Annotated in this window: 26 protein-coding genes and 1 pseudogene; 5 read left to right on the top strand and 22 right to left on the bottom strand. The window is 36.2% G+C overall.

Going from position 1 to position 24,028, the window contains the following annotated elements; all coding sequences use genetic code 11:
• Window positions 1–3 precede the first annotated feature (3 nt).
• From C8D70_RS11765 to C8D70_RS11720, 10 genes are all read right to left on the bottom strand, one after another.
• Window positions 4–510, bottom strand: coding sequence for an O-acetyl-ADP-ribose deacetylase (locus C8D70_RS11765; RefSeq protein ID WP_110367439.1), 507 nt, complete (start codon window positions 508–510; stop codon window positions 4–6).
• A complete protein-coding gene (locus tag C8D70_RS11760) occupies window positions 507–1,142 on the bottom strand; it encodes a DUF4291 domain-containing protein (RefSeq protein WP_110367438.1) in 636 nt (211 codons plus the stop codon). Before C8D70_RS11760 ends, C8D70_RS11765 begins: the two co-directional genes overlap by 4 nt.
• A complete protein-coding gene (locus C8D70_RS11755) occupies window positions 1,139–1,954 on the bottom strand; it encodes a TIGR02452 family protein (protein WP_110367437.1) in 816 nt (271 codons plus the stop codon). Before C8D70_RS11755 ends, C8D70_RS11760 begins: the two co-directional genes overlap by 4 nt.
• On the bottom strand, window positions 1,944–2,372 hold the full coding sequence (locus tag C8D70_RS11750; protein ID WP_110367507.1) for an ADP-ribosylation/crystallin J1: 429 nt from the start codon (window positions 2,370–2,372) through the stop codon (window positions 1,944–1,946). Before C8D70_RS11750 ends, C8D70_RS11755 begins: the two co-directional genes overlap by 11 nt.
• A gap of 32 nt (window positions 2,373–2,404) precedes the next feature.
• Complete coding sequence (locus tag C8D70_RS11745) at window positions 2,405–3,535, bottom strand: adenylosuccinate synthetase (protein WP_110367436.1); 1,131 nt, start codon at window positions 3,533–3,535, stop codon at window positions 2,405–2,407.
• Window positions 3,536–3,598: 63 nt separating this feature from the next.
• On the bottom strand, window positions 3,599–4,453 hold the full coding sequence (locus C8D70_RS11740; protein WP_110367435.1) for a hypothetical protein: 855 nt from the start codon (window positions 4,451–4,453) through the stop codon (window positions 3,599–3,601).
• A 2-nt stretch (window positions 4,454–4,455) separates the two neighbouring features.
• A complete protein-coding gene (locus C8D70_RS11735; protein WP_076595200.1) occupies window positions 4,456–4,791 on the bottom strand; it encodes a hypothetical protein in 336 nt (111 codons plus the stop codon).
• A 77-nt stretch (window positions 4,792–4,868) separates the two neighbouring features.
• Entirely contained in the window at window positions 4,869–5,417 is a 549-nt protein-coding gene (locus tag C8D70_RS11730) for a 2OG-Fe(II) oxygenase (protein WP_076595199.1), read from the bottom strand.
• 29 nt (window positions 5,418–5,446) lie between these two features.
• The gene (locus C8D70_RS11725; RefSeq protein ID WP_110367434.1) at window positions 5,447–5,989 is read right to left on the bottom strand and encodes an NADAR family protein; all 543 of its coding nucleotides are present in this window, start codon (window positions 5,987–5,989) and stop codon (window positions 5,447–5,449) included.
• A gap of 436 nt (window positions 5,990–6,425) precedes the next feature.
• Entirely contained in the window at window positions 6,426–7,121 is a 696-nt protein-coding gene (locus C8D70_RS11720; protein WP_076595197.1) for an NUDIX hydrolase, read from the bottom strand.
• Between the two features lie 123 nt (window positions 7,122–7,244).
• Here C8D70_RS11720 and C8D70_RS11715 point away from each other — a divergent pair, with 123 nt between their 5' ends.
• Window positions 7,245–7,889 (top strand): DUF1579 domain-containing protein, encoded by a 645-nt coding sequence (locus C8D70_RS11715; RefSeq protein WP_110367433.1) that lies wholly within the window; start codon window positions 7,245–7,247, stop codon window positions 7,887–7,889.
• Between the two features lie 56 nt (window positions 7,890–7,945).
• Here the strand turns inward: C8D70_RS11715 and lepA are convergent, their stop codons facing one another.
• The 5 genes from lepA to C8D70_RS11690 all read right to left on the bottom strand — a co-directional run bounded on the left by lepA (window position 7,946) and on the right by C8D70_RS11690 (window position 12,634).
• Complete coding sequence (lepA, locus tag C8D70_RS11710; RefSeq protein ID WP_076595195.1) at window positions 7,946–9,742, bottom strand: translation elongation factor 4; 1,797 nt, start codon at window positions 9,740–9,742, stop codon at window positions 7,946–7,948.
• A 130-nt stretch (window positions 9,743–9,872) separates the two neighbouring features.
• Window positions 9,873–10,910: a hypothetical protein gene (locus C8D70_RS11705; protein WP_076595194.1), complete on the bottom strand. Its 1,038-nt coding sequence runs from the start codon at window positions 10,908–10,910 to the stop codon at window positions 9,873–9,875.
• A gap of 97 nt (window positions 10,911–11,007) precedes the next feature.
• Window positions 11,008–11,517 carry a hypothetical protein gene (locus C8D70_RS11700; RefSeq protein WP_076595193.1) on the bottom strand — a complete coding sequence of 170 codons (510 nt, stop codon included), beginning with the start codon at window positions 11,515–11,517 and terminating at the stop codon, window positions 11,008–11,010.
• A gap of 6 nt (window positions 11,518–11,523) precedes the next feature.
• Complete coding sequence (locus tag C8D70_RS11695) at window positions 11,524–12,066, bottom strand: hypothetical protein (RefSeq protein ID WP_110367432.1); 543 nt, start codon at window positions 12,064–12,066, stop codon at window positions 11,524–11,526.
• A gap of 16 nt (window positions 12,067–12,082) precedes the next feature.
• On the bottom strand, window positions 12,083–12,634 hold the full coding sequence (locus tag C8D70_RS11690; RefSeq protein WP_076595191.1) for an RNA polymerase sigma factor: 552 nt from the start codon (window positions 12,632–12,634) through the stop codon (window positions 12,083–12,085).
• A 181-nt stretch (window positions 12,635–12,815) separates the two neighbouring features.
• Between C8D70_RS11690 and C8D70_RS11685 the strand changes: the two genes are divergently transcribed.
• From C8D70_RS11685 to C8D70_RS11670, 4 genes are all read left to right on the top strand, one after another.
• Window positions 12,816–13,565, top strand: coding sequence for a Rossmann-like and DUF2520 domain-containing protein (locus tag C8D70_RS11685; RefSeq protein WP_110367431.1), 750 nt, complete (start codon window positions 12,816–12,818; stop codon window positions 13,563–13,565).
• Window positions 13,555–14,073 (top strand): KdsC family phosphatase, encoded by a 519-nt coding sequence (locus tag C8D70_RS11680; RefSeq protein ID WP_034694018.1) that lies wholly within the window; start codon window positions 13,555–13,557, stop codon window positions 14,071–14,073. Before C8D70_RS11685 ends, C8D70_RS11680 begins: the two co-directional genes overlap by 11 nt.
• Window positions 14,074–14,081: 8 nt before the next feature.
• Window positions 14,082–14,645, top strand: a complete 564-nt coding sequence (locus tag C8D70_RS11675; protein WP_110367430.1) for a Maf family nucleotide pyrophosphatase — start codon at window positions 14,082–14,084, stop codon at window positions 14,643–14,645.
• A gap of 148 nt (window positions 14,646–14,793) precedes the next feature.
• Entirely contained in the window at window positions 14,794–17,373 is a 2,580-nt protein-coding gene (locus C8D70_RS11670; RefSeq protein ID WP_110367429.1) for a tetratricopeptide repeat protein, read from the top strand.
• Between the two features lie 17 nt (window positions 17,374–17,390).
• On the opposite strand, the gene tsaB is transcribed toward C8D70_RS11670, so the two are convergent.
• The 7 genes and pseudogenes from tsaB to rnr form a co-directional block, all read right to left on the bottom strand.
• Window positions 17,391–18,071: a tRNA (adenosine(37)-N6)-threonylcarbamoyltransferase complex dimerization subunit type 1 TsaB gene (tsaB, locus tag C8D70_RS11665; RefSeq protein ID WP_110367428.1), complete on the bottom strand. Its 681-nt coding sequence runs from the start codon at window positions 18,069–18,071 to the stop codon at window positions 17,391–17,393.
• Between the two features lie 81 nt (window positions 18,072–18,152).
• Window positions 18,153–18,902, bottom strand: coding sequence for an SDR family NAD(P)-dependent oxidoreductase (locus C8D70_RS11660; RefSeq protein WP_110367427.1), 750 nt, complete (start codon window positions 18,900–18,902; stop codon window positions 18,153–18,155).
• Between the two features lie 82 nt (window positions 18,903–18,984).
• A pseudogene (locus C8D70_RS11655) lies at window positions 18,985–19,362 on the bottom strand (YraN family protein); the annotation flags it as partial.
• Window positions 19,363–19,391: 29 nt separating this feature from the next.
• Entirely contained in the window at window positions 19,392–20,321 is a 930-nt protein-coding gene (locus C8D70_RS11650; protein ID WP_110367425.1) for an LD-carboxypeptidase, read from the bottom strand.
• Complete coding sequence (locus C8D70_RS11645) at window positions 20,318–21,004, bottom strand: LysE family translocator (RefSeq protein WP_076595182.1); 687 nt, start codon at window positions 21,002–21,004, stop codon at window positions 20,318–20,320. Before C8D70_RS11645 ends, C8D70_RS11650 begins: the two co-directional genes overlap by 4 nt.
• A 245-nt stretch (window positions 21,005–21,249) precedes the next feature.
• Window positions 21,250–21,516 (bottom strand): hypothetical protein, encoded by a 267-nt coding sequence (locus C8D70_RS20665; RefSeq protein ID WP_146212883.1) that lies wholly within the window; start codon window positions 21,514–21,516, stop codon window positions 21,250–21,252.
• A 244-nt stretch (window positions 21,517–21,760) separates the two neighbouring features.
• Window positions 21,761–23,914 carry a ribonuclease R gene (gene rnr, locus C8D70_RS11635; protein ID WP_110367423.1) on the bottom strand — a complete coding sequence of 718 codons (2,154 nt, stop codon included), beginning with the start codon at window positions 23,912–23,914 and terminating at the stop codon, window positions 21,761–21,763.
• Window positions 23,915–24,028: the final 114 nt, after the last annotated feature.

Raw genomic sequence — 24,028 nt, 5'->3', positions numbered from 1 at the left:
TTTTTAATATAATAGTTTTTTGTAAATCAATTCATTTTCATCATCAAAACAAACAAAAATAACTTTCTCAATAATATCTGAATTAAATTTTCTGACTTCATCTACCGCAATTTTTCCTGCCAGTACTTTTGGAAATCTATAGACTCCTGTACTAATATTAGGAAAAGCAATCGTCTTCACACCAAGGCTTTCTGCTAAATTCAAAGAATTACGATAACAGTTTGCCAGAAGAGTTGATTCCTTTTCTTCGTGACCGTTCCAAACTGGTCCTACTGTATGAATAACATATTTTGCAGAGAGATTTCCTGCATTTGTTACTACTGCTTCTCCCGTTTTGCATTTTCCTTGTCTATTTCTGATCGCAATACATTCTTCCAAAATCTGAGGACCGCCTGCTCTATGAATAGCTCCATCTACCCCGCCCCCACCAAGTAAGGAAGAATTGGCTGCGTTGACAATAGCATCTGCATGGATCTTTGTAATGTTTCCTTTTATTAGTTCAATTTTCATCTTAAATTGAGTTTTTTATTTAAAACCTCATCATCAAATAATAAAGGTTTTTCTTCAGGAACAATCAGATTATTTAAATCATCATTCAGTACAAACTGATACTGATCTTTCACAAAATCTGAAATATTTTCAATGAAAAGAATATCATTCTTAGAAAAAGACCGAATAAATTCATTCCTTAAGCCAATCTGTATGGCTCTTCGTTCCAGTTTATTTCCATAAGGATCATGATCCGGATCCCATTGCAGTCTCACTGAAGATTCTTTTATCTGTTTCTGCCACTCCTCTCTGGAAATCCCAAAACTTGTATTGTAAGAAGAATATAAGGCATTTTCCAGATATTTTATGAAAGCAGCTTTCTTCAAATGAATAGCCAGAATGCTTTCCTGACCTTCTTTTCTCCCCCAGCCATTTCTATACATCATCCAAAGAAAATTTGGCTTTATCCAAGTCATTCTTTCGAGGCTGAAACCTCCGCCTAAGAATTGATTTTTAACTGCAAATTCTCCAATTTCTTTTCTATAAGACTGATACACTACAATTTTCTCATCATCATATTGAGCCATGATGTGATATCCTTGCTCAGGCCAATCCTGCAGTTGTTCTTTATATTTTTTTAATTTGATTTTCATTGTATTTCTTCAAATGGTTTCAACATTTCTTCTTTCTTCGTAAGCACTGCGAAAACCACTCTTTTAAATTTATTTTTATATTTCCCCTGAAGATGTTTCCTGAATAATCCTGCAATTTCTTTTGGATCATTTTTGAAGACACCGCATCCCCAGGCTCCTAAAATCAGAACTTCATTTCTCTGATGTAAGGCCAGTGAGAACATTTTATCCATTCTGAGATCCATTGCATCAAGGATTTGATGTTCTCTTTCCGGCTCCTGACGTTTTACCACCCCTGCATTGACTGCCGGAGACGTGATGAAATTACACAGAACAGGCTTAGGAAGCAACTCTCCCTTATCTTTCCTGAAAACCGGAACTTTGGGACTGTAAATCATTGTATCCGTATAAAAACAGGATTCCATTGCACGGTGAATGGTATAATAATCCCATGCCTGAAGTAAGCTTTCATACAGTCCGGAAGTTCTTGCCAGACTTTCTTCCTGTGCTTCCGCTCCATTGATAAATCCTCCACCCGGATTTTTTGCTGATGCAAAATTCAGACACATGATTTTCTCCTGATTTTCTTCTTCGGCTAATTGCAAAATTGCTTTTAAAGAACTGCATTTCCATGTTTCAATTTTTGTTTCAAAACTGATTTCCGGCAATGGAGATTCTTTCATTTCAGAAAGTTGCTCCGGAGTGAAAAGAACGGTTTCTTTTTTACTGATTTCCAGTTCGTTTTCTATATTTATTTTTTCGTTGTTTTCGTTTATATAATATTTTTTGGCAAGAATATCTAAGGTATCTTTTGCCATTCCTTTATTTGTCATAATTAATTTTTTTTATGTTTAACATCAGGTTTTCCAACTCAATACTTCCAGTCTTCTTAAAATCTTTGCCTATAAACACTTTGGTTACTTTGATGTTTCCTACAATAGCTTTATTAAAACTATCCAGTTCTTCTGATGGAACCCATAGTTCGTTATGGTTTTGGGCTCCTACATTCTGAGCAGGATATTGAGCAGCCGCTTCTTCCAGTACATCAAACCGGGTTACAAAGCCAAGATAGTTTCCGGCTTCGTCTCTGGTGTTCCATTTTTCTGCAATCTCTGAAGCATACTCTTCATTGAGAACAGGATAAAAAATGGGCTGCCATTCCAGTCTTGGAGGAAATTCTTTAAATCCGCTTTCTATAATCAGGATCATTTCTTTTTCTCCTACTGGTCTATATAATGTTGTTGTTTTCATGGTCATTATTTTTCAATCTTTAAATCATTCCTCTAATCTCTTATTAAGTATAAAAATAATGCTTTTACTCTATGCCTTATAACTTCTTTTGAAATTAAAAAGGGCTTAAAATCCTTCGAATAAGGAGAATAAGATCCGTAGACAGCATCAAATTTTACATCAAGATTTTCTAATTTAAATTGCTCATCAACCTGATCCAGGCAGGTAATGACCAGCTTCTTTTTAACTGGAAATACATAAGCTCCATCCAGCTTTAAGGCGTAATTCAGCAGTTTGTAATCTATTTCTCCTGTCCTCAATTCCTTCTGAAATTCATTAAATGTACAGGTTTCTTCTTCATTATTTCTCAGGTTCATTTCTTTTTCATTGCTCATCCAGCCGTTTCCGTGGCGGGTTGAGTAACTTCTGGTGACATAAAACATTTCAATATCTTCAATTTTTAAAAGCTTACAGATTTCGTATGCATTTTTAGAAGTGGTATGAGCATAGGTTACATTAGGAAAAACGCCATGATCCATATCGAGTAAAATACCCTGGCTTCCTTCAAAAATAAGGTGATCGAATGAAGTCAGCCAGGTATAATCATTTATTTTCCAGTCAATGCTGTCAACAGCTTCTAAAAAAGGATGTAAAAGCTCAGCAACTTCTTTTTCATCTGCAAAACCATAGTAATAAGCAATTCCTTTCAGTTTTTCCATCAGCATTAGCCTCGGCGCAATCAGGTCTATAGCAAATAGTTTGTAAGGACTTTCGTTTCTTTTCATCGTGGCTCCCACTCCTTTTCCGCAGGTTCCGTGTTCCAGATTATGGGCATTTGTTCTGTTCTGCCATACATCGAAAGGAGTTGTAACTTTTGCCAATGGATGGATATGCAGCTCAATGTTTCCGTTCTTTGCTTTTAACTCTTCTCTTTCTTTGAGTAGAAAAACCGGATGAATGGTACAATGCTCGGTAAAGTAAGAAGGCAGACCGCGAAGTGCACCGCTTGCAAAACTGGAATGTACATGCTTTCTTTCATCAATCATTACGGTATGTGCCGCCTGCTGCCCCCCTGAAAATCTGATCACAACAGCCTCCGGATTCTGAGAAGCCAGAAAATCTGTGGTAATCCCTTTTCCTTCATCACCAAAACCAAGTCCTATTACTATTTGCGCCTTTTTCATGTCTTTTAATTTTTGAGGTTTCTAGTATTGCCATTCATATTTTATGATGACATTGACAGATTTCTAAAGCATCTGAAACTGATCTAATCCTCCTGTTCCTCTTGTTCCGAAGCTTTGATTTTTAAACTTATCACAGATGATGTTTTTTATAACATCCGGAATTTCCCTGTGATCTGCTATGGAAATACAGTTTTGTCCTAATAATTCTTTCCAGCCTCTGTCTGCTCTCAATGCCTGATCGGAATGCAAAACACTGATGTGGTATACTTCATATTTTTTCTTTGCCTCTTCCAGCAGTTCAAAATGAGTGTAGGTTTGCTGTCCTTTTCCCATAATCTCTCTGATCGCGGATGCAGAAAGTGTTTTTAAACAGGGTTCGTCACCTACGGTAAACAGTAATCCTTTTTGTCCTCTTTTTTCAAACGCATCTGTTCTGGTGTGAAAAGCGGCAAAATACCACGCTAAAAGATAACTTTCACCTGCATTTCCACCTCCTCCGGACTCAATATAAGTTCGTGTGAGCCACATATCCAGTTCTTGATCTCCCGATTCGAACTGCCCCACCTGAAGCGGATAGCCATCACATTCATGATCTCCGATTCCAAGAAACAATAAGGCCGGATCGGGAACTCCTCCCTGGATAATTCCTCCCATGAGTTTTGGTAATCCTTCTCTGATCAGCTCATGAGGAATATGTCCCATACTTCCGGTAACATCCAATCCTAAAATAATCGGAACTGAATTGGGATGAACTTCCGAATCTCTGGATTCTCTGAAAGAAATACCGTGAGGATTCATCGATTCGTGAGCCATTCTTTTGGCATTCTGGGTGAAAATTTCTCCCGCGGATTTTGTTCCGTAACCTGCTTTGCTTGCTCTGTCATAACGAGCGCCTAAATCGTATCTTGTACTTCCCATGACTACAATGTTTTTCCAAATAAATATTCAAATCTCTTTTGGGTCACTTCGAGCTGAATATTCAGATTTCTGATTGTTAATGATAATTCCATATCTTTCTGAACGAATGCTTCGGGATTAAAATCCGCAAAAGTCAGACTGTTTCTGTCTAAAGGACTGATATCAATAAGCCCTTCCTGTTCGCGCTCGAGTCTTTTAATTTTTAATTCGATATCTTCCACTCTGCGCATGTAAATCAGTTCGGAATCTGCTCCGATGATTCTAGCACGGTCTTCTCTGATCTGATCATTATTTCTTTGTAATGATTTGATAAATCTGGGTTTTAATTCATTTTCCATGATCAAATATTTTCATTTGTGTTAATATTACGCTAATTAAACAAGACATAGCAATATATGTCTCTGATCCGGTTGATTTATACTTTTGAATACATTATATCTGTTCTCAAAACATATTTCAAGCCACTGATCAGTGTTTTTCCTTCGTGTCTTAATAGATGATGAAAAACAAGGGCAGTCCCTTTCTTTGGAGCGACTGTAAACAGGTTTTCAAATTCTGTTTCTCCTCCTTCAAAATCATCATTCAGATAGATCATAAAGGTGTAAAAGCTTTTCTCCTTTTCATTTCGGATATAACTTCCGTCTCTGTGCATTTTGAACTGCTGTCCGGGAGCATATTTATAAACTCTGAGCATTTCATTAAAGTTAAGAAGCTGATATCCATCATATTCCTGAGGCAGAAACTCTGCAGCCTTATTAAAAAGCTCTTCAGCAATTGCAGTATCAAAAATCATCAGCCGGTCATTATTTCTGATTCCTTTATTCATCTGCTGGCGTCCGAATACATTGATTTTTGCTTCTTCAAAGACTTTTTCCTGAGAAAGACTGATATAATGATCACATTCCGTTTCAGTCAGAAAATCTTCAATCAGGAATATCTGTGGATGTAATTCTATTTTTTCCATAATTAATATTTTGTGTCTGGTTTGTGTTTTTACCTTCTTAATTCATCTCTTACTTCCATCAAAGCAAATCCTAAAAGGTTTTCTCCGTTCCATAATAAAGGGTTTTCAGCTCTGTTATCTGTTTCCAGCATCCCAATTCCCCAGATTCTATCATAAGGACTTGCCTCCACTAAAACTTTGTTTCCGGTTGACAGCAGGAAGTCTTTAAATTTCTGGTTTTGAGAGAATTTTAAAAGATTTCCCTGGGTTACAATCTGATATTTATGTTCATCCCAAAGCTTCGGGTCAAAGTCTTTCACTTTTCGGCCAAGAGCTTTTGCCTGATTAGGAGTAGTGGCTCTTAAAATTTCCTTTTCCATTTCAGCATCATTAAATAATCTGGCTTTTCCAGCCATCATATAATGTTCTGCCGTTCTATAGGTAATTCCATTCTCTTCAAAAGTTCCCGGAAACCACTGACTGAAACATGATTTGGTAACCTCATCTTTTGCCGTGTGTCCCCAGAAAAAAAGAAATTTTATCTTTTCTTTTTTCTGAAAGCGTTCTGTAATATTTTGTAGGGTGAATTTCATGATTGCGTTATTTTGACACAAATTTAAAATAATATCAGTCTTTGCACCAAATTTATTTGTGTTAATTTTACACTAATAAATATAATTGATTGATTTTCAGAGATAAAAATTTAATTTCAATCAACATAAATAACACAAATTTTGATCACAAATGACACAAATTTGATGCGTTTAGGCTAAAGCCAATGGAATTTGATCTTAAAAATTATTATTACATCAATGTTATTCTGAACGAAATGCAGTATAGTGATGAATCTAAACAACTACGAGATTCTTCCTCCATCAGAATGACAGAAGCCCGATAATACAATCTGGAGTCAAATATTTCCTATTGAATGTCTTTCAATTAATATTGTATAATGTGCATTCCGAAAACGCCTATAAATATTAGCGAATAATCGTGCAAGACATTTGTGAAATTTGTGTTTAAAACAAACTATTTAATTTCAAAATAAAAGCCCTGTTCTTCCAGCTCTTTATATTTCTCTTTATTGAATGTAAAAAGTTTTCCGGGTCTGCCACTGCCTTCTTTTTTAACGTTGTTGGTTTCGTTAAGCAGTCCGTAGCTCATGATTTTTTTGCGGAAATTTCTTCTGTCAATTTCCTGTCCGACAATTGTTTTATAAAGGTTTTCAAGGTCTGAAAAAGGAAATTCTTCATTGAGAAGATTGAAGCCGATAGGCTGGTATTGAATTTTTGTACGAAGCCTTTTTAGAGCAGTCTCAATGATTGTTTTATGATCAAAAGCCACAGAAGGAAGTCTATTGATACTGAACCATTGGGCTTCTTCGGCATCTGAATCGGCAAACAGCTCATGATAAGAGGGGTTTACAAGCCCTAAATAAGCCACAGAAACCACTCTGTTTCTCGGATCGCGACCCAGACTACCAAATGTATAGAGTTGCTCTAAAAAATCGGGCTTTATGCCGGCTTCTTCATACAATTCTCTTTTTACTGCATCATCTACACTTTCATCATCGAGAACCAGACCTCCCGGTAAAGCCCAGCCACCTTTAAAAGGCTCAATATTTCTTTTAATCAGAAGGATCTGAAGGTCTTTTTTATCAAAATATCCGAAAATAACGGCATCTACAGCCACTTTTATATCCTGTAATTTTTTTGGAGACTCCATAAATTGATTTGCGTTATGAATACACAAAGTTACAATTTATGCCTGTATTAAAAAATAATTTCCGTTATAATAAAAGTTCTTATATTTAATTCATCATTCTAACCATCTTAAAACTAAATTATTATGAAAAATTTATTAGCAATTCTTTCTGCAGCATTTTTATTAATAGCTTGTGAAAAAGGAAAAACACCTGCAGCCAATGGCACCGATAAAGCAGATTCTACGGCTGCAAACTCTGAGTGGAAACCTGTAGATTCAGCAACTGCCATGAAAGATTGGATGGCGTACTCAACTCCGGGAGAAATGCAGAAAATGCTTGCCAAGTCTGATGGAATCTGGAACGGAGAAACCACTATGTGGATGGAAAACGGAGCAAAACCTATGATGAGCAAATCTGAGGCTACGAATAAAATGATGTTTGGCGGACGTTATCAGATCACTAATCATAAAGGTGACTTTATGGGAATGCCTTTTGAAGGAATGAGCATTGTAGGATACGATAATTCAAAAAAGAAGTTTGTCAGTACATGGATCGACAATATGGGAACCGGAATCATGCATAGCGAAGGCGACTGGAATCCTTCCTCAAAATCGGTTGAATTTAAAGGAAAAATGACAGATCCTTCAAGACCAGGAAAAGACTGTGATTTCAGAGAAGTATTCACGTTTGTAGATGACAATACTCAAAAGCTTGAAATGTACGGACCTGATTCCAAAACAGGAAAAGAGTACAAAACCATGGAAATAAAATATACCCGTAAAAAATAAATCCATAAAAAAACCGCTTCTGATGAAGCGGTTTTTACTTTATAATAGATTAATAATTAATCATTTAACTTTAACACTGCCATGAACGCTGATTGCGGTACTTCTACTCTACCAATCTGCTTCATTTTCTTTTTACCTTCTTTCTGCTTTTCCAATAACTTACGTTTTCTGGAAATATCCCCTCCGTAACATTTTGCGGTAACGTCTTTTCTCAAGGCTTTAATAGTTTCTCTTGCGATTACTTTCGTCCCTAATGCAGCCTGAACAGCAATATCGAACTGTTGTCTAGGGATCAGCTCACGAAGTTTTTCACACATTCTTTTCCCGATGTAATAAGCGTTGGAATCGTGAATCAATGAAGATAAGGCATCTACCATGTCACCATTGATAAGAATATCCATTTTTACCAGCTTGGAAGCTCTGAATCCTATTGGATGATAATCAAATGAAGCGTATCCTTTAGAGATAGATTTTAATCTGTCATAGAAGTCGAATACAACCTCAGCAAGCGGCATATTGAAAATTAACTCTACTCTTTCTGATGTCAGATAACTCTGGTTAACAATTTCTCCTCTCTTTTCGATACATAAAGTCATTACCGCTCCTACGAAATCGGATTTTGTAATAATAGAAGCCTTAATGAAAGGTTCTTCTACTCTGTCCATTGTTGAAGGATCCATCATTTCAGACGGGTTATTGATCAGAATCGGAACTTCAGGTTCTTTTTTAGTATATCCAAAGTAAGATACGTTCGGTACCGTAGTGATCACATTCATATTGAACTCCCTGTCAAGACGCTCCTGAACAATTTCCATGTGAAGCATTCCTAAGAATCCGCAACGGAAACCAAAACCAAGAGCTGCTGAACTTTCCGGTTCGAAAACCAGAGAAGCATCATTCAGTCTTAATTTTTCAAGAGAGAATCTTAATTCTTCAAAATCTTCCGAATCGATTGGGTAAATCCCGGCAAATACCATTGGTTTTACTTCCTCAAATCCATCAATCGGTGCATCAGCAGGTTTTTCAAAAGAAGTGATGGTATCACCTACTTTTACTTCACGGGCATCTTTAATACCCGATACAAGATATCCTACATCGCCGCAATGGATTGTTTTCTTCGGCACCTGCTTCAGTTTTAAGGTACCCACCTCATCAGCTCCGTATTCTTTTCCTGTTGCGAAGAATTTGATTTTTTCATTTTTAGTGATACTTCCGTTCACTACTTTAAAATAAGCTTCGATACCTCTGAAAGGATTGTAAACGGAGTCAAAGATTAAAGCCTGAAGCGGACCATCAGGATTTCCTACGGGTGCAGGAATTCTTTCCACAATCTGCTCAAGAAGGTTATGAACACCTTCACCTGTTTTTCCGGAAACTCTTAATACATCTTCATATTCACACCCGATAAGGTTCATAATCTCATCGGTTACTTCTTCAGGGTTTGCAGACGGAAGGTCAATTTTATTCAGAATAGGAATAATTGTCAAATCATTTTCCAATGCAAGATACAGGTTACTAATAGTCTGAGCCTGAATACTCTGTGCAGCATCTACAATAAGAAGAGCACCTTCACAGGCAGCAATAGAACGGGAAACTTCATAAGAGAAGTCAACGTGTCCCGGGGTATCAATAAGGTTTAAAATATATTTTTCTCCTTTATACTCATAATCCATCTGGATGGCGTGTGACTTGATTGTAATCCCACGTTCTTTCTCCAAATCCATATCATCAAGCGTCTGAGACTGTAATTCTCTTTGGGTAACGGTATTCGTATACTCCAAAAGACGGTCTGCCAGGGTACTTTTACCGTGGTCGATATGAGCGATTATGCAAAAATTTCGTATGTTTTTCATTTAAGAATCTTGTAATTTGCAAAGATAAAAAAAAGCGAGAGATTATTGTCTTTCATTATCTTATTGTATAAAATTATTTAATTTCCATTGAAAACCTTTGTTTTTCTAATTTACCCTTCCGGAAATATTCCTATTTTTCAAAAATATATCCTCCGGTTAAAGAATCAAGATAAACATTGGATTCCATAGTAGATCTGAAACCGACACCATGAACAGCTCCCGCATTGGTATTGGATGAAGAGTCAATTGCTGCACCTATTAAAGCTCCTACTAAACCTCCTGCCACTGCTCCAACGAATAAGCCTCCAGTTTGGGCTGAAGCAAAAAGATTGGTTCGGGAAGAATAGATACAAAAGCCTTTATCGTCTTTCTTCATTTCATCAAAACCCACAGGTGTCGTTTTATAAGCTATTCCGTTTTCTACGTAGCAATATATTTTAGAGAGCGAAGTCTCAAGACCTTTATATATTAACTGTACTACTTTTCCTTTCTTATTTTTTTTGAGGGAATACTCAGGATTTGGATTCTGGTTTCGAAATTCCTGAAAGTTTGTATAAATACCATCTTTAAGAACAGTATTGTTAAATGCTTTATACTCCTTGTTTAAATATTCTTCATATCTGTTTATTTCATTTTCAGGAATATAATATCCGGGATTGATATTTGGATAATAAGACGCTTTTATAAACTGGGTAAATATCTCAGAGATCTGTCCAGCCAAAAATATAGAAGGATGTACGGTAATTTTTGGATTAGAAACAATTACGTTATTATATCTTCCAATAAAATAGTATTTATCATTTCTTTTAATAAAGCTAGAAAGTTTAATTCTTGCTTTTGCATAACTAAATGTACGGTTACTATCCTGTTCTTCATAAACTTTCAGGTCTTCCAGCATCAGAACAATATCATTATTTCCCAGTGTTTTATTGTCTTCTCTAAATTTGTTTTCGATAAATCCCGGAAGGTCGTTACTTTCAAATTTCAGTTCAACTATATCTTTTTTGTCTGGAATACTTCCTATATTTTTATTGGATCTGTTATCAATAAAAGTAAGTGACTTTGTAAGTACTTTTCTGTCTTTTAGATTATCATTAAGCTTAATTATTTCAGTCTTTTGAGCTGGCCATAAGGATGAAAGAAAAAAAAAGAAAAATAATTTTTTCATCTTGCAAATTTTCGGCAAAAATAGGAATTTATAGTAAAATTAAACGGCTCTCACAGAAAGATCTGTAAGAGCCGTCCAACATTAAAAAAATAAACTATTATGGGTTCTGTTTGGATCCCGAAGCATTATGATTTCCGTGAGGTTTTCTTTCATCCATTTTATCCTTCATCATCTTTTCGGATTGAAACAGCTTCAGAACTTTTTGGCAGGGAATTACCTGCTGCATTTTATCTGCATATTTTTTTCTGTTATCCAATAGCTTCTGCCCTACTTCAAAACTTTGCTGCAACTTAGCTTTGGCTTCGTCATCCGATAAAGTTTCGGGATCAAAGTTGGAATTAAACTGACTTTTTATCTGCTTCTGGCTATCCAGATATTCGTTATACAATTGTGTAAATTCGGCTTTATCATCCGGATCGACATTCAGATTATCCATGATCATATTGTTCCTGAATTTCTTCAGAAGTTCTTTTCTCTCTTCCGGAGAAAGATTATTGATGACTTCTTTCCTTTGTTTAGGATCCATCTTTTTCCAATCATAATCTGTTCTTTGGGCATTTAATCCAAAGCCATAAATAATCAAAAACGTCAATAATATCTTTTTCATTTTCTTTTAATTATAAATATCCAAATAAACGTCCTGAGTCGAATTACTTGCTAACTCTGCAATTTCAGAATTAGAAAACGAGTCCAGATATTCATTCATTCGTGTTTCTTCTTTTTTCTTCACAGTTTTCACCGGTTTAGGGCTCTCTGTTGTTTTTTTAGTTTCGCTTACACTTTTAGCAGCGTAAACATTGTTATTTTTTTGATTTTCAACTGTTTGATTATTATTTTCAACAGAAGTTAAATCAGATTTTAAAGTTTCATAAGCCTGCTCACTTTCTGTTTTCGGCGCTTCGTTATTGGCAACATAAGCTGTTTTAGAGTTCAGTATCTGTTCTGTGGAATCGTTATCTGAATTAAAAACATACGTTGTTCCAAAAATCAAAGCCAGCGATGCCGCTGCTGCATACATCCAGTTCAGCTTAAAGACAGGTGCTTTTTTACTTGTCTTTATATCATTCATAACGCTCTCCTGAATATTTTCAAACATATTATCAGGAACTGTGTAAATATTTTTACGCTCTAATTTTTCTATGTCGAACTCTTTCATCTTTGTTGGTCAAAAATTATTTTTCGTAATTTTCTTTAATATAATCTTCTATTTTCTGTTTGGCATAATGATAATTTGTTTTCAAAGTCCCTACAGACATATCTACAATTTTTGATATTTCTTCGTAGGGCAAATCATCATAATACCGCATCATAAATACCAGTTTCTGCTTTTCGGGCAGGCTGTGTATAGCGTTCTGCAGTAAAACCTGTATCTCTTCAGCATCTCCTTCTGTATTATCTGCGACGAGATTCTGCATATGATACTCCGGATCCTCATCAGTTTTCTGCATCTTTTTCATTTTGTTGACCTGCTGTAGTGCTTCGTTGGTAGCGATCCTGTACAACCAGGTATACAACTGGCTATCATTTTTGAACTGATGAAAATTCTGATATGCTTTAATAAAAGTTTCCTGCAAAGTATCCTGTGCAAGATCTCCGTCCACAATAATTCTTCTTATGTGCCAGTACAATCTGCTTTGATAGGCGTCCATCAAGGCACGAACCCCTTTATCCTGGGTTCGTGGATTCTGCATCAACGAAATAATTTCCGCGTCCTTAATCTTCATAAGATGCCTTCATTGTTTTGGATTACAAAAATAGCTGAAAGTTAAATTAAAAATTCAATTTTCAATGTAAATATTAAAAATAATATGAGACACTTACGCAATAAACGTGCCTATATTGAAGAAGAGGATTTCTGAAGCAATCTTCCTTTCCCGGCTCAGCTTAAAATCTTATATTTGTTATATGCAAATTGTAATCATCGGTTCCGGAAATGTTGCCTATCATATGGCAAAAGCTTTCACGTTGAAAAGCATTCCTGTGGCCCAGCTATTTGGGAGGAACGAAAAAGAATTGAAAAAAATATCTGAAGAATTAAATATTCCTTCCGCTACAGATCATCTGGAAAAAGCAGATCTTTATATCATCTGTGTAAGTGATCATTCTGTGGGGGAAGTTTCGAAGATGATAACCGAAAAAGACTGTCTGGTTGCCCATACCTCAGGATCACTTTCAAAAGAAGTTCTTGCAGGAGACTATCGAAAATCCAGCTTCTACCCTTTGCAGACTTTTTCAAAATCCAAGGAACTTGACTATGAAAAAATTCCGTTTTTTATAGAAGCGGAAAATGAAAAAGATCAAAAGATATTGTTTGATCTTGCTTCAAAGATTTCGGAAAGGGTGATGGATAGTAATCACGAAAAAAGAAAATATATTCACCTGACAGCTGTATTTGCCTGCAATTTTGTGAATCATCTTTTTTCAAGGGCTAAAGAAATTTCAGATTCCCAGGATATTCCGTTTGATTATTTCTTACCGCTGATTGATGAAACGGTTCATAAAATTCATGAAATTGAACCTAAAATGGCACAAACAGGGCCAGCCGTAAGAAATGATGTAAGGATTTTACAGCTGCATGAGCAGTTATTGAAAGACGAAAGTCTTGACATTTATAAAACAATGAATCATTCTATTCAGAAAATGTATGAGTTATAAAGAGAAATTAAAAGATATTAAGGCATTTGTATTTGATGTTGACGGCGTTTTCACAGACGGAAGTGTATATCTGCTTCCCGGAGGCAATATGTGCAGGGTAATGAATGTTCTGGACGGATATGCGGTAGTAAAAGCTTTAAAAAACAATTATTTAATCGGTGTTATTACCGGAGGAAATGATGAAATGGTAAAGCATAGAATCAATTATCTGGGTATTCAGGATTACTATCCGAAGTCTCATAATAAAATAGATGATTTTGAAGATTTTAAGAAGAAATATAATCTTAAAAACGAAGAAATTCTGACGATGGGTGATGATCTTCCGGATATTCATATCATGGAAAGTTCAGCTATTGCGGCGTGTCCTGAAAATGCGGTTCCTGAAGTAAAAGGAATTTCCGATTATATTTCCCCGAAAAAAGGAGGAACGGGTGCTGTTCGTGATGTGATTGAACAGGTAATGAAAGTTCAGGGGAACTGGCATGACGATAATACTCAATCCGTATAAGTATCTGTATGAAATTACTTTTAGCATCACAATCCCCAAGAAGAAAAGAACTTCTTTCAAGCCTTGGTTTTGATTTTGAGGTCGTAAAAATAGACTGTGAAGAAATTATCCCGGAAAATATTAAAATAGAGGAATCTGCCGCTTACCTTTCTGATTTAAAGGCTGAAGCCTTCAGAAACCTGGAAGAAGGTGAAGTGCTTCTGACTGCTGATACGGTAGTTGCTATCGACAATCTGATCCTTGGAAAACCTAAAGATGAAGCGGATGCCTTTAAGATGCTTCAAAATCTTTCCGGAAGAACGCATCAGGTGTATACGGGAATTACCATCAAAACAGCTGAAAAAACGATTACCGAAACGGATGTAGCCGACGTTACTCTGGACAAGGTTTCGGATGAAGAAATAACTTATTATATTCAAAACTATAAGCCTTTTGACAAAGCTGGCAGTGATGGTGTTCAGGAATGGCTGGGAATGGCGAAGATCACAAGCCTTACAGGAAGCTATTATACCATTATGGGGCTTCCTACCCATCTTGTTTATAAAATCCTGAAAGAATCTTCTCTGATTTAAAAGATGATCGGACTTGAGGCGCTCATTAAAGAAGAAATAAAATATTTCAGCAAGAAATATAAATATTATTCATTATAAAATTTTATTATTTTTACAAAATCATCAAACTGCTGATAATAAAAAGCAGATTAGCGAGTTATATTGAATAATGAAAAAGAATATATTATTCCTTTTAGTCATATGTCTTGTTGCTTCATGTGCTACCAAAACAAAAAAGCCGGAGCAGCGTTCAAGAGTATTGAAAGGATTTTCCACATATTACAACACTCTCTTTAATGCGAAAGATGCATTAAACAGTGAGTTTACATCCAGAGACAAAGGACATAAGGATAACTTCTATGCGCCTTATATCCCTATTCTTACTTACGAAGAACAACCTTTGGGAAGTGATCTTGGGCAAACTGAAGCTTTTGCAGAAAACTCTATGAAGATGGCAGAAGTAGCCAACAGACCTTCAGGAAGAGGCAATTCAGTAATTCCGAATATTCCTGGCGGACCTCAGGGAAATGGACCTTCAAGACCTGACGGTGAGCAAGCCAAAGGAGCTACTACGCTGGAAATTGCAGAAGCAAAAGCTTTAAAAGCAATTAATAAATATTCTGTTACCAGAAATGGTGAAGAGAAAAACAAGCAGATTTTTGATGCCTATATGATCCTTGCGCAGGCAAGAATTTATCGTGGTAAATCTCTTGAAGCCCTGGATGCCCTCAATTATGTTTTCACCCGTATGAAAGATGATAAAAGAATTGCACTCGCAAGAATTTATCAGGGGCTTGCATATGATAAAATCAAAGATTATCACAGAGCGCATGAAACATTTGCCAAACTGAAGAGTGAAGATATCAGTAAAAGCTATGCAAAACTACTGAGCATTTATTATTCTGAATCTCTTCTTGATGCTGGTAAAAAAGAGGAAGCGGCTAAAGAACTTGATAATGCTTTTGAACTGAATTCGGACAGAAAACTGAAAAGCAGAATCGCTTATCTGAGAGGTCAGGTGCTGGAAAATCTTAACCAGAATGATAAAGCAAGGGAAAGCTATGCTGCAGCATATAAATACGCCAGTGATTTCGAATTTGAAGTAAAATCTCAGGTTGCCATTGCCAAAACTTTTAACGGTAAAGGCGACTATGCGGGAGCAAAAAACTACCTGGAAGGAATCAGTAAAAAAGGGATGTATGGCTCCAGAAAGAATGAATTTTATTATGCTTTAGGGCTAATGGCCAATAAAGCAGGCAAAAAGGATGAAGCACAGCAATTTTTCAGAAAATCTCTTTTTGAAAAGGTTTCTGATCCTCAGATCCGTGGATTGGCATATTATGAAATAGGTAAAAGCTACCTTGATAAGAATGATTATATCGGAGCCGGAAGTTATTATGATTCTGCGCTTGCTGTAATGACTTATGAGCCTTCAAAAATCCTTTTAAAAGACCAGTCTGAATACATTAAGAAGATTTCTAAAAACTATTATCTGATTAAAAAGAATGACAGTATTCTTTCCCTGGCGAAGATGAATGACAGTCAGAAAACAGATTATTTCACAAAATATATTGCAAAATTAAAGATTAAAGAAGAGAAAGAGGAACAGGAAAGAAGACGTGCAGAAAGAAGTAAAGGTTTTGATACCGGTGATTACAGCGCCAATTCTATTTTTGCCAATAGTGCCAATTCTTTTGAGGACTTTGGCGTAACTACAAAAGGTTTTTATTTCAGTAATTCAGGAACGGTAAGCAAAGGAACCTCTTCGTTTAAGCAAATCTGGGGAGACCGTGCCCTGGCCGATAACTGGCGTTCTTCCAAGAAAATGGCCACTATTGAAGATATGAAGAATGAAGCGTTAGGAGTAACTTCAGCGCCTAATCCAAGACGTTTTGAGCCTGCGTATTATATTGAACAGATCCCTACAGATCAGGGGAAATTGTCTCAGTTAAAAAAGGACAGAGATACTGCTTCACTAGGTCTGGGAATTATGTATCAGAATTATTTTACCAATACCCCACTGGCTACAAAAACGCTTTATGACCTTGTAGATGTAAAGCCGGAAGAAAAAGTGATGTTACAGGCGCTGTATGAGATTTTTGCCATGAATTATGAGAAAAATCCACAAGCTTCTGAAAGAGCAAAACAAATTCTCCTGGCAGATTATCCATATACTTCTTATGCAGAATTCGCCAGAAATCCCAAGAATAAATCGTTTGTAAAATCAACCGAAGAAGTTGAAAACGAATACAAAAAGGCATATGCTCTATTTGAATCTGAAAAATTTGCAGAAAGTAAGGATGTGATCGATCAGACGATTCAGAAGTATCCCAAAGATGCGCTGGTTCCTAAGCTGTACCTTTTAAATGCATTCAATGCAGGAAAATCCAGTGGAAAGGAAGTAATGATTCTCCAGCTTGAGCAGATTGCCCTGAATTATTCTAAAACATCTGAAGGAATTAGAGCCAAAGAAATGCTGAATTACCTGAAAAGTGATTTGAGCTTCCAGGCAACGGATAATAAAGGAAATTCTATTCCTCAACAGCCGTCAGGAGTACCCCTACAGCCTAATACTCAAAATACGGGACTTCCACAAATGAACAGCGGGAAAGTACAGAAACTGGAAAATGTAGATCTGCAAAGTACTACTCCGTTACAGACAAATCCTTCCCCACAGAAGCAAGATAAAAATGATAAAAACCCTGGTGTGAAAAGACCAACTTCACAGGTTCCATCAAAACCTCAATAACATAAAAAAGCGAAGATTTACTCTTCGCTTTTCTTTTTCTTTACTCCATGAAAATCTTTGAGATAAAAAGGCTCAAAATAGGCCATATCCTCAAATTCTTTGTTTTCTATTTTTTCCAGTGTCTTTCTGATGAGATATTGTGCAGAAGGATAAACATCTTCTTTAAAAACGGCATCAGGGAGATTCAGAATATCTTTTGCCTTTTTAGCACCATCCCCTGCAAACAGAACTTTTTTATCTTTAAATTCTTCAAAAGAAGTTTCGTCTAAAATCTTAGCTTCCGTATCAGATAACTCCTTCCCTGTCCCACCATCATAAACAGCCGTATACACCTCCATTCTCCTTGCATCGATCAAAGGTATAACAAAGTCGTAGTTATCGCCTAAAAAAGGCTCTACCATGCTTTCAAGAGAATTCACTGCAATCAAAGGAACTCTGAGTCCATAACAAAAGCCTTTCGCAGAGGCAGCACCAATTCTTAAACCGGTATAAGATCCGGGACCTTTTCCTAAAGAAACTGCCTCGATATCTTTAAGTGAAATTCCCGCTCCTTCCAACGCCCACTCCACATAGGTGTGTAAGCTTTCGGACTGTTTATAGTTTTCAGAAACTTCTTCACAAAGGCATATAAGCTTTTCATTGTCTGATACTGCTACTGAACAGTTCTTAGATGATGTTTCAAGATATAGAATTTTCATTTTTTTGTTTTAAGCTAAACAGCAACATTGCAAGAGCAGAATTGCTTTTAATACTCTGCAAATTTACTCCATTATTTTGGACTATTTTCTATAAATCGTTCTTGGCTCAGCCTGAGCACTTGGATAGATGGTCATATCAGAAACAGTAACGTGTTTCGGTGCATTTACACAGTAAGCAATGGCATCAGCAATATCTTCCGCTTTCAGGGCATCATAGCCTGCGTACACTGTTGAAGCTTTTTCACTGTCTCCTTTGAATCTCACCAGAGAGAAATCCGTTTCTACAGCTCCCGGCTGGATATTGGTTACTTTGATTCCAAATTCGGTGAGCTCCAACCTCATTCCTTCCGAAATAACATCTACTGCTTTCTTCGTTGCACAGTACACTACTCCATTCGCATAGGTTTGTCTTGCTGCTACAGAACTGATGTTTACTATATGACCTAAATTTTTAGTTTTCATAATCGGAATGATCATTTTAGAAACATAGAGCAATCCCTTTACATTTCCGTCGATCATAGAATCCCAGTCATCTGTCTTACCAGCAGAAAGAGGATCTAACCCGTGGGCATTCCCTGCGTTATTAATCAGAACATCAATCTCTTTCCAGTTTTCAGGAAGGGAATTAATGGCTGCTTCTACTTCTTCAAGATTCCTTACGTCAAATTTCAAACTAAATATTTCGGTATAATCAGAAAGTTCTGTTTTCACAGATTCCAGCACCTCACTTCTTCTTCCACAAATAATGATTCTGTTTCCTTGTTTTGCAAGAAGCTCTGCAGTGGCTTTACCTATACCGGAAGTTGCTCCGGTGATCAATATTGTCTTCATAAAATTGGTTATTAAATGTCCGAATGCTGTACACTGTCAATGTCATGATCCTGATACATTCAAACATTGTTGTATTGATTTATTAGTTCGCATCAAAGGCCTGAAAAGCATCTTTGATATGGTTAACTATTAAGTTTTTATTATCATCAGGAAGAACGGAAATAATATCAAATCGGGCTTCCTGATCTTTATTAAATTCTTCCAGATAATGATTAGCTGCGGAAACAATAGATTTTATCTTTGTTTTGGTTACAGCTTCCTGAGGAAGGAGGAAGATATCGGTAGATCTTGCTTTCACTTCCACGATAATAATCAGATTATCTTTTTCAGCAATAATATCAATTTCGTTCTGCTTAAAGCGAAAGTTTCTGGCCTTAATTGTATAGCCGTTTTTCTGAAGATAATCAGCAGCAAGATTCTCTGCTATTTTTCCAAAATCATTATGATGGGCCATACTGTAAGTTTTAGAGTTGGGGGAGTAGTGGTATTTTAAAAATCAATCTTAACACTGCTGTCCACATTCATTTTCACATTGGCTCCGATTAAAAGTGGTCTGTTGTCCTTAATGTGCCCATTAGGAAAAGCAAATGCAACGGGGAATTTATACTTCGAAATTCTGTCTGAGATCAGTTTGTAAGCAAATTCATCAAAGCTTTCTTCATAACTTTTATTTTCCTTTTCATCTCCCATATTGGTCATTCCACCCACAATAAGTCCTTTGATCTTACTGAAGACCCCGGCAAGCTCCAGACTCATGATCATACGGTCCAGTGCATAGAAGTTTTCTCCGATATCTTCAATAAACAGAATCTTGTCTTTAAATTCGAATGAATATTTTGTTCCCAGAAGAGCGTAGATAAGGGCTAAATTCCCTCCAACCAATTCTCCCTGGATATTCCCTTTTTTGTTCAAAGGGTGAGATTTTAGGCCGTATTTAGGCTTTTTGCCTTTAAGGATATCAAAGATCAGATCATAGCTTTCATCTGTCACACCAAAACTGGATGTCTTGATGGTTTGTCCATGGATGGAAACAAAACCTTTTTTCAACAGATAACTTTGTATGACTGTATTATCGGAATATCCAATATACCATTTCGGGTTTTCCATAAACTTTTTCAGCTTCAGATGCTGAAGAAGATGCTGGCATCCATAACCTCCTCTGGAAGCCCATACCGCTTTTATTTCCGTATCATTAAAAGCCCAGTTGATATCTTTTGCTCTTTCCTTTTCTGTTCCGGCATAATTATATCCGTTTGAAAATTTAGTGTAGAGATGTTCCCCGGGAACAGGTTCAAAACCTCTGCTTCTAATCATTTCTATTCCTTTTTCCAATTGAGGGACATCTACCGCTCCGGCAGGGGAAATAACAGCTATTTTATCTCCTTTTTTAAGAGACTTTGGAAAGATCATTTTTTTCATTTTGCTTTTTGATATTTTACTTCTTTCTTTTCTGCTTCCTCCAGCTGTTTTTCAAATTGATTGAACTTTTTAAAACTCTGCAGGAAAATAAAGAAACTGAAGATAATAAGAATACAGCCAACAACTCTTCTGATCTGGTTGGCCAGTTTTTGTGTTAATTTATCGTGAAACTGCTTGGCGAGAAATATCTTGGCAAGATCTATAGACAGGTAAGTAGCCAGTACTATGCTGATGTATAAAATAAAACTGCTGGTGTCCGGATATTGATTCCTTACGGAAATTACCGTTACCAGCCAGAAAAGGATGACTCCAACATTGAGAAGATTAAAGAAAAAACCATTGAAAAATGTTTTAATATAATTCTGGCCGATAATCCTTTCTTCACCGGGCAGATGCATCTTGGTTTTGGTAACCAGCATCACAATCCCATAGATAAAAATAAGAATGGAAGTAATTCTGTAAAACCCCGGATGCTTATCTATTAATGTTACAATATCTGTACTGGCATAATACGCCGCTACAATGCATAATAAATCTGCTGTAATGACACCAAGATCTAATGACAGGGCATGTCTGGGGCCTCTGGAAAAGCTGGTTTCAATTAACAGGAAAAATATAGGTCCTATGAAAACCAGGCTCAGCATAAATCCTAATATGATGGCAGATAGTACAAGTTCTAGCATTAAGTGGTGTTTTAAAATGAAAATAAATTCATTTCGTTTAATACAAAGTTATACTTTATGATTTAATTATTCAATAAAGTTGTGATATATCAAGTGGATTTTAATCAGAGTTTAATGTAATTTTTTTAAGAAATAGGAGAGGAGCGTTTATTATACGTTTTTTGCTAAAAAAATAAAGAGGTCATTCCGCTTAGAAACAACCTCCTTTATATGATAATTTTACTGAATATGTTCAGCAATTTTTTTTATTTTTCCAAACAGTTTTCATTGAGAACAAATTCGAAATCTTTTCTGATTTTAAGACCACAAATACCCCTTTCAAAGGTATAAATAACCTGATTTTTAAAAAGCATTCTTTTATAATCAATCCAAAAACTTCTGGTCATGTAAGAATATTCGTAGGCGTTTCCACTCAAATAAACGTAAGTTGTCTTTCCTTTCTGATGGCTGTGTACGCTTCCAACCTCTGAAACCATGTTTCTGAAACAATATGTTTCTTTGGTAGGATTCATTCCTGTAACGTAATTGATAAGAAAGAATCCATTTATTATCAATGGAAAAGTGACTCCAAAAAAATATTTTCTTCCTTGCTTATTGATATTGATAATATTTCTTTTAATTAGAATATTACATAATATAACAAGAACAATCAGAACCAATACAAAAAGATAAAAATTGATAACAGTATTAAAATTACTGTTACCAATAATATTGCGTTTAAAATACTAAATACAATGTATTTATCTATTCTCGTCATTACTTCACGATCTGGAAGTCAAGCTGTTTCTGAATCAGATTGGCTTTTACCACTTTGATCTGAACTTCATCTCCAAGCTGATATTTATTTCCATGTCTTATTCCGTATACGGCATGGGTTTTTGCATCATACATATAGGAATCATCTACAAGGTCTCTCAACTTGATCAATCCTTCCGCTCCGTTTTCAGGAATCTCAACCCAGAAACCAAATTCTGCCACTCCGGAAATTACACCTCTGAAAGTTTCTCCCAGATGCTTTTCCATGAATTTCACCTGCATGAATTTGATGGAGTCTCTTTCCGCATCTGCTGCCAGTCTTTCCATGGCGCTGCAGTGTTTTGCTTTGTCTTCAAGCTCACCTCTGTTTGGAGATTTTCCTCCATCCAGATAATGCTGAAGAAGACGGTGAGCCAATAAATCCGGGTAACGGCGGATAGGAGAGGTAAAGTGGCTGTAGTATTCAAAACCAAGACCATAGTGGCCAATGGGTTCTGTGGAATATACTGCTTTGCTCATACTTCTCATCGCAAGAGTTTCAATCATATTTTCTTCCCCTTTTCCTTTCACATCATGAAGAAGTTTATTCAAAGATGCGGCAACCTTTTTGGTATTGGCCAAATCCATTTTATATCCGAAAGTAGCAACGAAGTCTCTCAAAGATTCCAGTTTTGCAGGATCCGGATCATCGTGAACCCTATAAATAAATGTATTGTTGGTGATCTCACCTTTTCTTGAAAGCGATACAAATTCTGATACTTTTTTATTGGCTAAAAGCATGAATTCCTCGATCAGGTGATTGGAATCTTTACTGATTTTAAAGTACACACCAATCGGTTCGTTATTTTCATCAAGATTAAATCTTACTTCACTTCTGTCAAAAGTAATCGCTCCTTTTCTGATACGATCATTACGCATTATTTTCGCCAGCTTATCAAGCGTATTGATTTCTTCCGCCAAATCTCCCTGTCCGGTTTCAATACGTTCCTGTGCTTCCTCATAAGTAAATCTTCTGTCTGAATGGATAACGGTTCTTCCAAACCACTGTTTCTGAATTTCAGCATTGTCATTCAATTCAAAAACAGCTGAAAAAGTATATTTATCTTCGTGTGGACGAAGGGAGCAAACATCATTACTCAACACTTCCGGAAGCATCGGCACAACCCTGTCAACCAGATATACTGAAGTAGCTCTCTGATAGGCTTCATCATCAAGAATAGTTCCCGGCACTACATAATGAGATACGTCTGCAATATGAACTCCGATTTCCCAGTTTCCGTTTTCCAGTTTTCTGATGGATAAAGCATCATCAAAGTCTTTTGCATCCTTAGGGTCAATGGTAAATGTACAGATATTACGCATATCCCAACGTTTTGCCACCTCTTCATCTGTGATGCTTCTGTCAATTTTATCTGCATCAGCTTCTACTTCCGATGGAAATTCATAAGGGAGGCCATATTCTGCGAGAATAGAGTGGATTTCCGTTTCGTGTTCTCCCGGAGCACCCAATACCTGAATAATTTCACCTTCCGGATTTTTATCCCCGGGTCTCCATTCTGTCATTTTTACAATTACCTTATCTCCATCTTCTGCAGTGCTGAATTTTCCTTTCGGAATAAAGATATCTGTGTTGATTGATTTTTTATCACAAACTACGAACCCAAAATCTTTGTGGGCAACCTTCTGAAAGGTTCCTACAAACTCTGTTCTGTTTCGTTCCAAAACTTCCAGAACGGAACCTTCCAGTTTCTTTCCTTTATAATGATAAGTTATAATAAGAACCTTATCTCCCTGCAGGGCATCCTTTACATTTTTGGAATGAACGAAGACATCATCTTCCAGTCCTTCCACATTTACATATGCATTTCCGCTTTGGTTGAAATCTATTATTCCGGTAAGCGTTCCTGCAATTTTCAGGTTCACTATATATTTTCCTTTTTCTACTTCTTTGATCTTTTCAGATCCCTGAAGTTTATGCAGTGCCTGGATTACAAGTTCTCTTTGTCTTGGATTTTTGTAATCTATTCCATCAGCGATCTGCTTATAATTATAAATTTTGGATGAATTTGCATTCATAAAACGGAGGATCATTCTTCCGATCTCCATCATTTTTAAATCATTTTTATGACTTATATATTTTCTTTTTTTTGGCATTTTAATTTTCTTTTAATTAATTTAGTCTTATCCCAGGTAAGACCTTTTTCTAAATTTTCCTTATCCGTTCCTTTCTATAAGGTCATTCAATTTCATCATTAGAATCTTTCCGTA

Origin of the sequence: Chryseobacterium sp. CBTAP 102 (assembly GCF_003201365.1) — a bacterium.
GTDB classification, from domain to species: Bacteria; Bacteroidota; Bacteroidia; order Flavobacteriales; family Weeksellaceae; genus Chryseobacterium; species Chryseobacterium candidae.
This window is presented reverse-complemented; position numbering and strand designations above follow the sequence as displayed.

Bases quoted from the DNA above. Each gene is read 5' to 3' on its own strand.
- C8D70_RS20665 (WP_146212883.1), bottom strand. From the start codon at position 21,516: ATGAATCCTACCAAAGAAACATATTGTTTCAGAAACATGGTTTCAGAG.
- C8D70_RS11690 (WP_076595191.1), bottom strand. From the start codon at position 12,634: ATGAAGATTAAGGACGCGGAAATTATTTCGTTGATGCAGAATCCACGA.
- C8D70_RS11695 (WP_110367432.1), bottom strand. From the start codon at position 12,066: ATGAAAGAGTTCGACATAGAAAAATTAGAGCGTAAAAATATTTACACA.
- C8D70_RS11675 (WP_110367430.1), top strand. From the start codon at position 14,082: ATGAAATTACTTTTAGCATCACAATCCCCAAGAAGAAAAGAACTTCTT.
- C8D70_RS11645 (WP_076595182.1), bottom strand. From the start codon at position 21,004: ATGCTAGAACTTGTACTATCTGCCATCATATTAGGATTTATGCTGAGC.
- C8D70_RS11685 (WP_110367431.1), top strand. From the start codon at position 12,816: ATGCAAATTGTAATCATCGGTTCCGGAAATGTTGCCTATCATATGGCA.
- rnr (WP_110367423.1), bottom strand. From the start codon at position 23,914: ATGCCAAAAAAAAGAAAATATATAAGTCATAAAAATGATTTAAAAATG.
- tsaB (WP_110367428.1), bottom strand. From the start codon at position 18,071: ATGAAAATTCTATATCTTGAAACATCATCTAAGAACTGTTCAGTAGCA.
- C8D70_RS11650 (WP_110367425.1), bottom strand. From the start codon at position 20,321: ATGAAAAAAATGATCTTTCCAAAGTCTCTTAAAAAAGGAGATAAAATA.
- C8D70_RS11700 (WP_076595193.1), bottom strand. From the start codon at position 11,517: ATGAAAAAGATATTATTGACGTTTTTGATTATTTATGGCTTTGGATTA.
- C8D70_RS11705 (WP_076595194.1), bottom strand. From the start codon at position 10,910: ATGAAAAAATTATTTTTCTTTTTTTTTCTTTCATCCTTATGGCCAGCT.
- C8D70_RS11725 (WP_110367434.1), bottom strand. From the start codon at position 5,989: ATGAAATTCACCCTACAAAATATTACAGAACGCTTTCAGAAAAAAGAA.
- C8D70_RS11745 (WP_110367436.1), bottom strand. From the start codon at position 3,535: ATGAAAAAGGCGCAAATAGTAATAGGACTTGGTTTTGGTGATGAAGGA.
- C8D70_RS11670 (WP_110367429.1), top strand. From the start codon at position 14,794: ATGAAAAAGAATATATTATTCCTTTTAGTCATATGTCTTGTTGCTTCA.
- C8D70_RS11740 (WP_110367435.1), bottom strand. From the start codon at position 4,453: ATGGGAAGTACAAGATACGATTTAGGCGCTCGTTATGACAGAGCAAGC.
- C8D70_RS11760 (WP_110367438.1), bottom strand. From the start codon at position 1,142: ATGAAAATCAAATTAAAAAAATATAAAGAACAACTGCAGGATTGGCCT.
- C8D70_RS11680 (WP_034694018.1), top strand. From the start codon at position 13,555: ATGAGTTATAAAGAGAAATTAAAAGATATTAAGGCATTTGTATTTGAT.
- C8D70_RS11730 (WP_076595199.1), bottom strand. From the start codon at position 5,417: ATGGAAAAAATAGAATTACATCCACAGATATTCCTGATTGAAGATTTT.
- C8D70_RS11715 (WP_110367433.1), top strand. From the start codon at position 7,245: ATGAAAAATTTATTAGCAATTCTTTCTGCAGCATTTTTATTAATAGCT.
- C8D70_RS11735 (WP_076595200.1), bottom strand. From the start codon at position 4,791: ATGGAAAATGAATTAAAACCCAGATTTATCAAATCATTACAAAGAAAT.
- C8D70_RS11720 (WP_076595197.1), bottom strand. From the start codon at position 7,121: ATGGAGTCTCCAAAAAAATTACAGGATATAAAAGTGGCTGTAGATGCC.
- C8D70_RS11755 (WP_110367437.1), bottom strand. From the start codon at position 1,954: ATGACAAATAAAGGAATGGCAAAAGATACCTTAGATATTCTTGCCAAA.
- C8D70_RS11765 (WP_110367439.1), bottom strand. From the start codon at position 510: ATGAAAATTGAACTAATAAAAGGAAACATTACAAAGATCCATGCAGAT.
- lepA (WP_076595195.1), bottom strand. From the start codon at position 9,742: ATGAAAAACATACGAAATTTTTGCATAATCGCTCATATCGACCACGGT.
- C8D70_RS11660 (WP_110367427.1), bottom strand. From the start codon at position 18,902: ATGAAGACAATATTGATCACCGGAGCAACTTCCGGTATAGGTAAAGCC.
- C8D70_RS11750 (WP_110367507.1), bottom strand. From the start codon at position 2,372: ATGAAAACAACAACATTATATAGACCAGTAGGAGAAAAAGAAATGATC.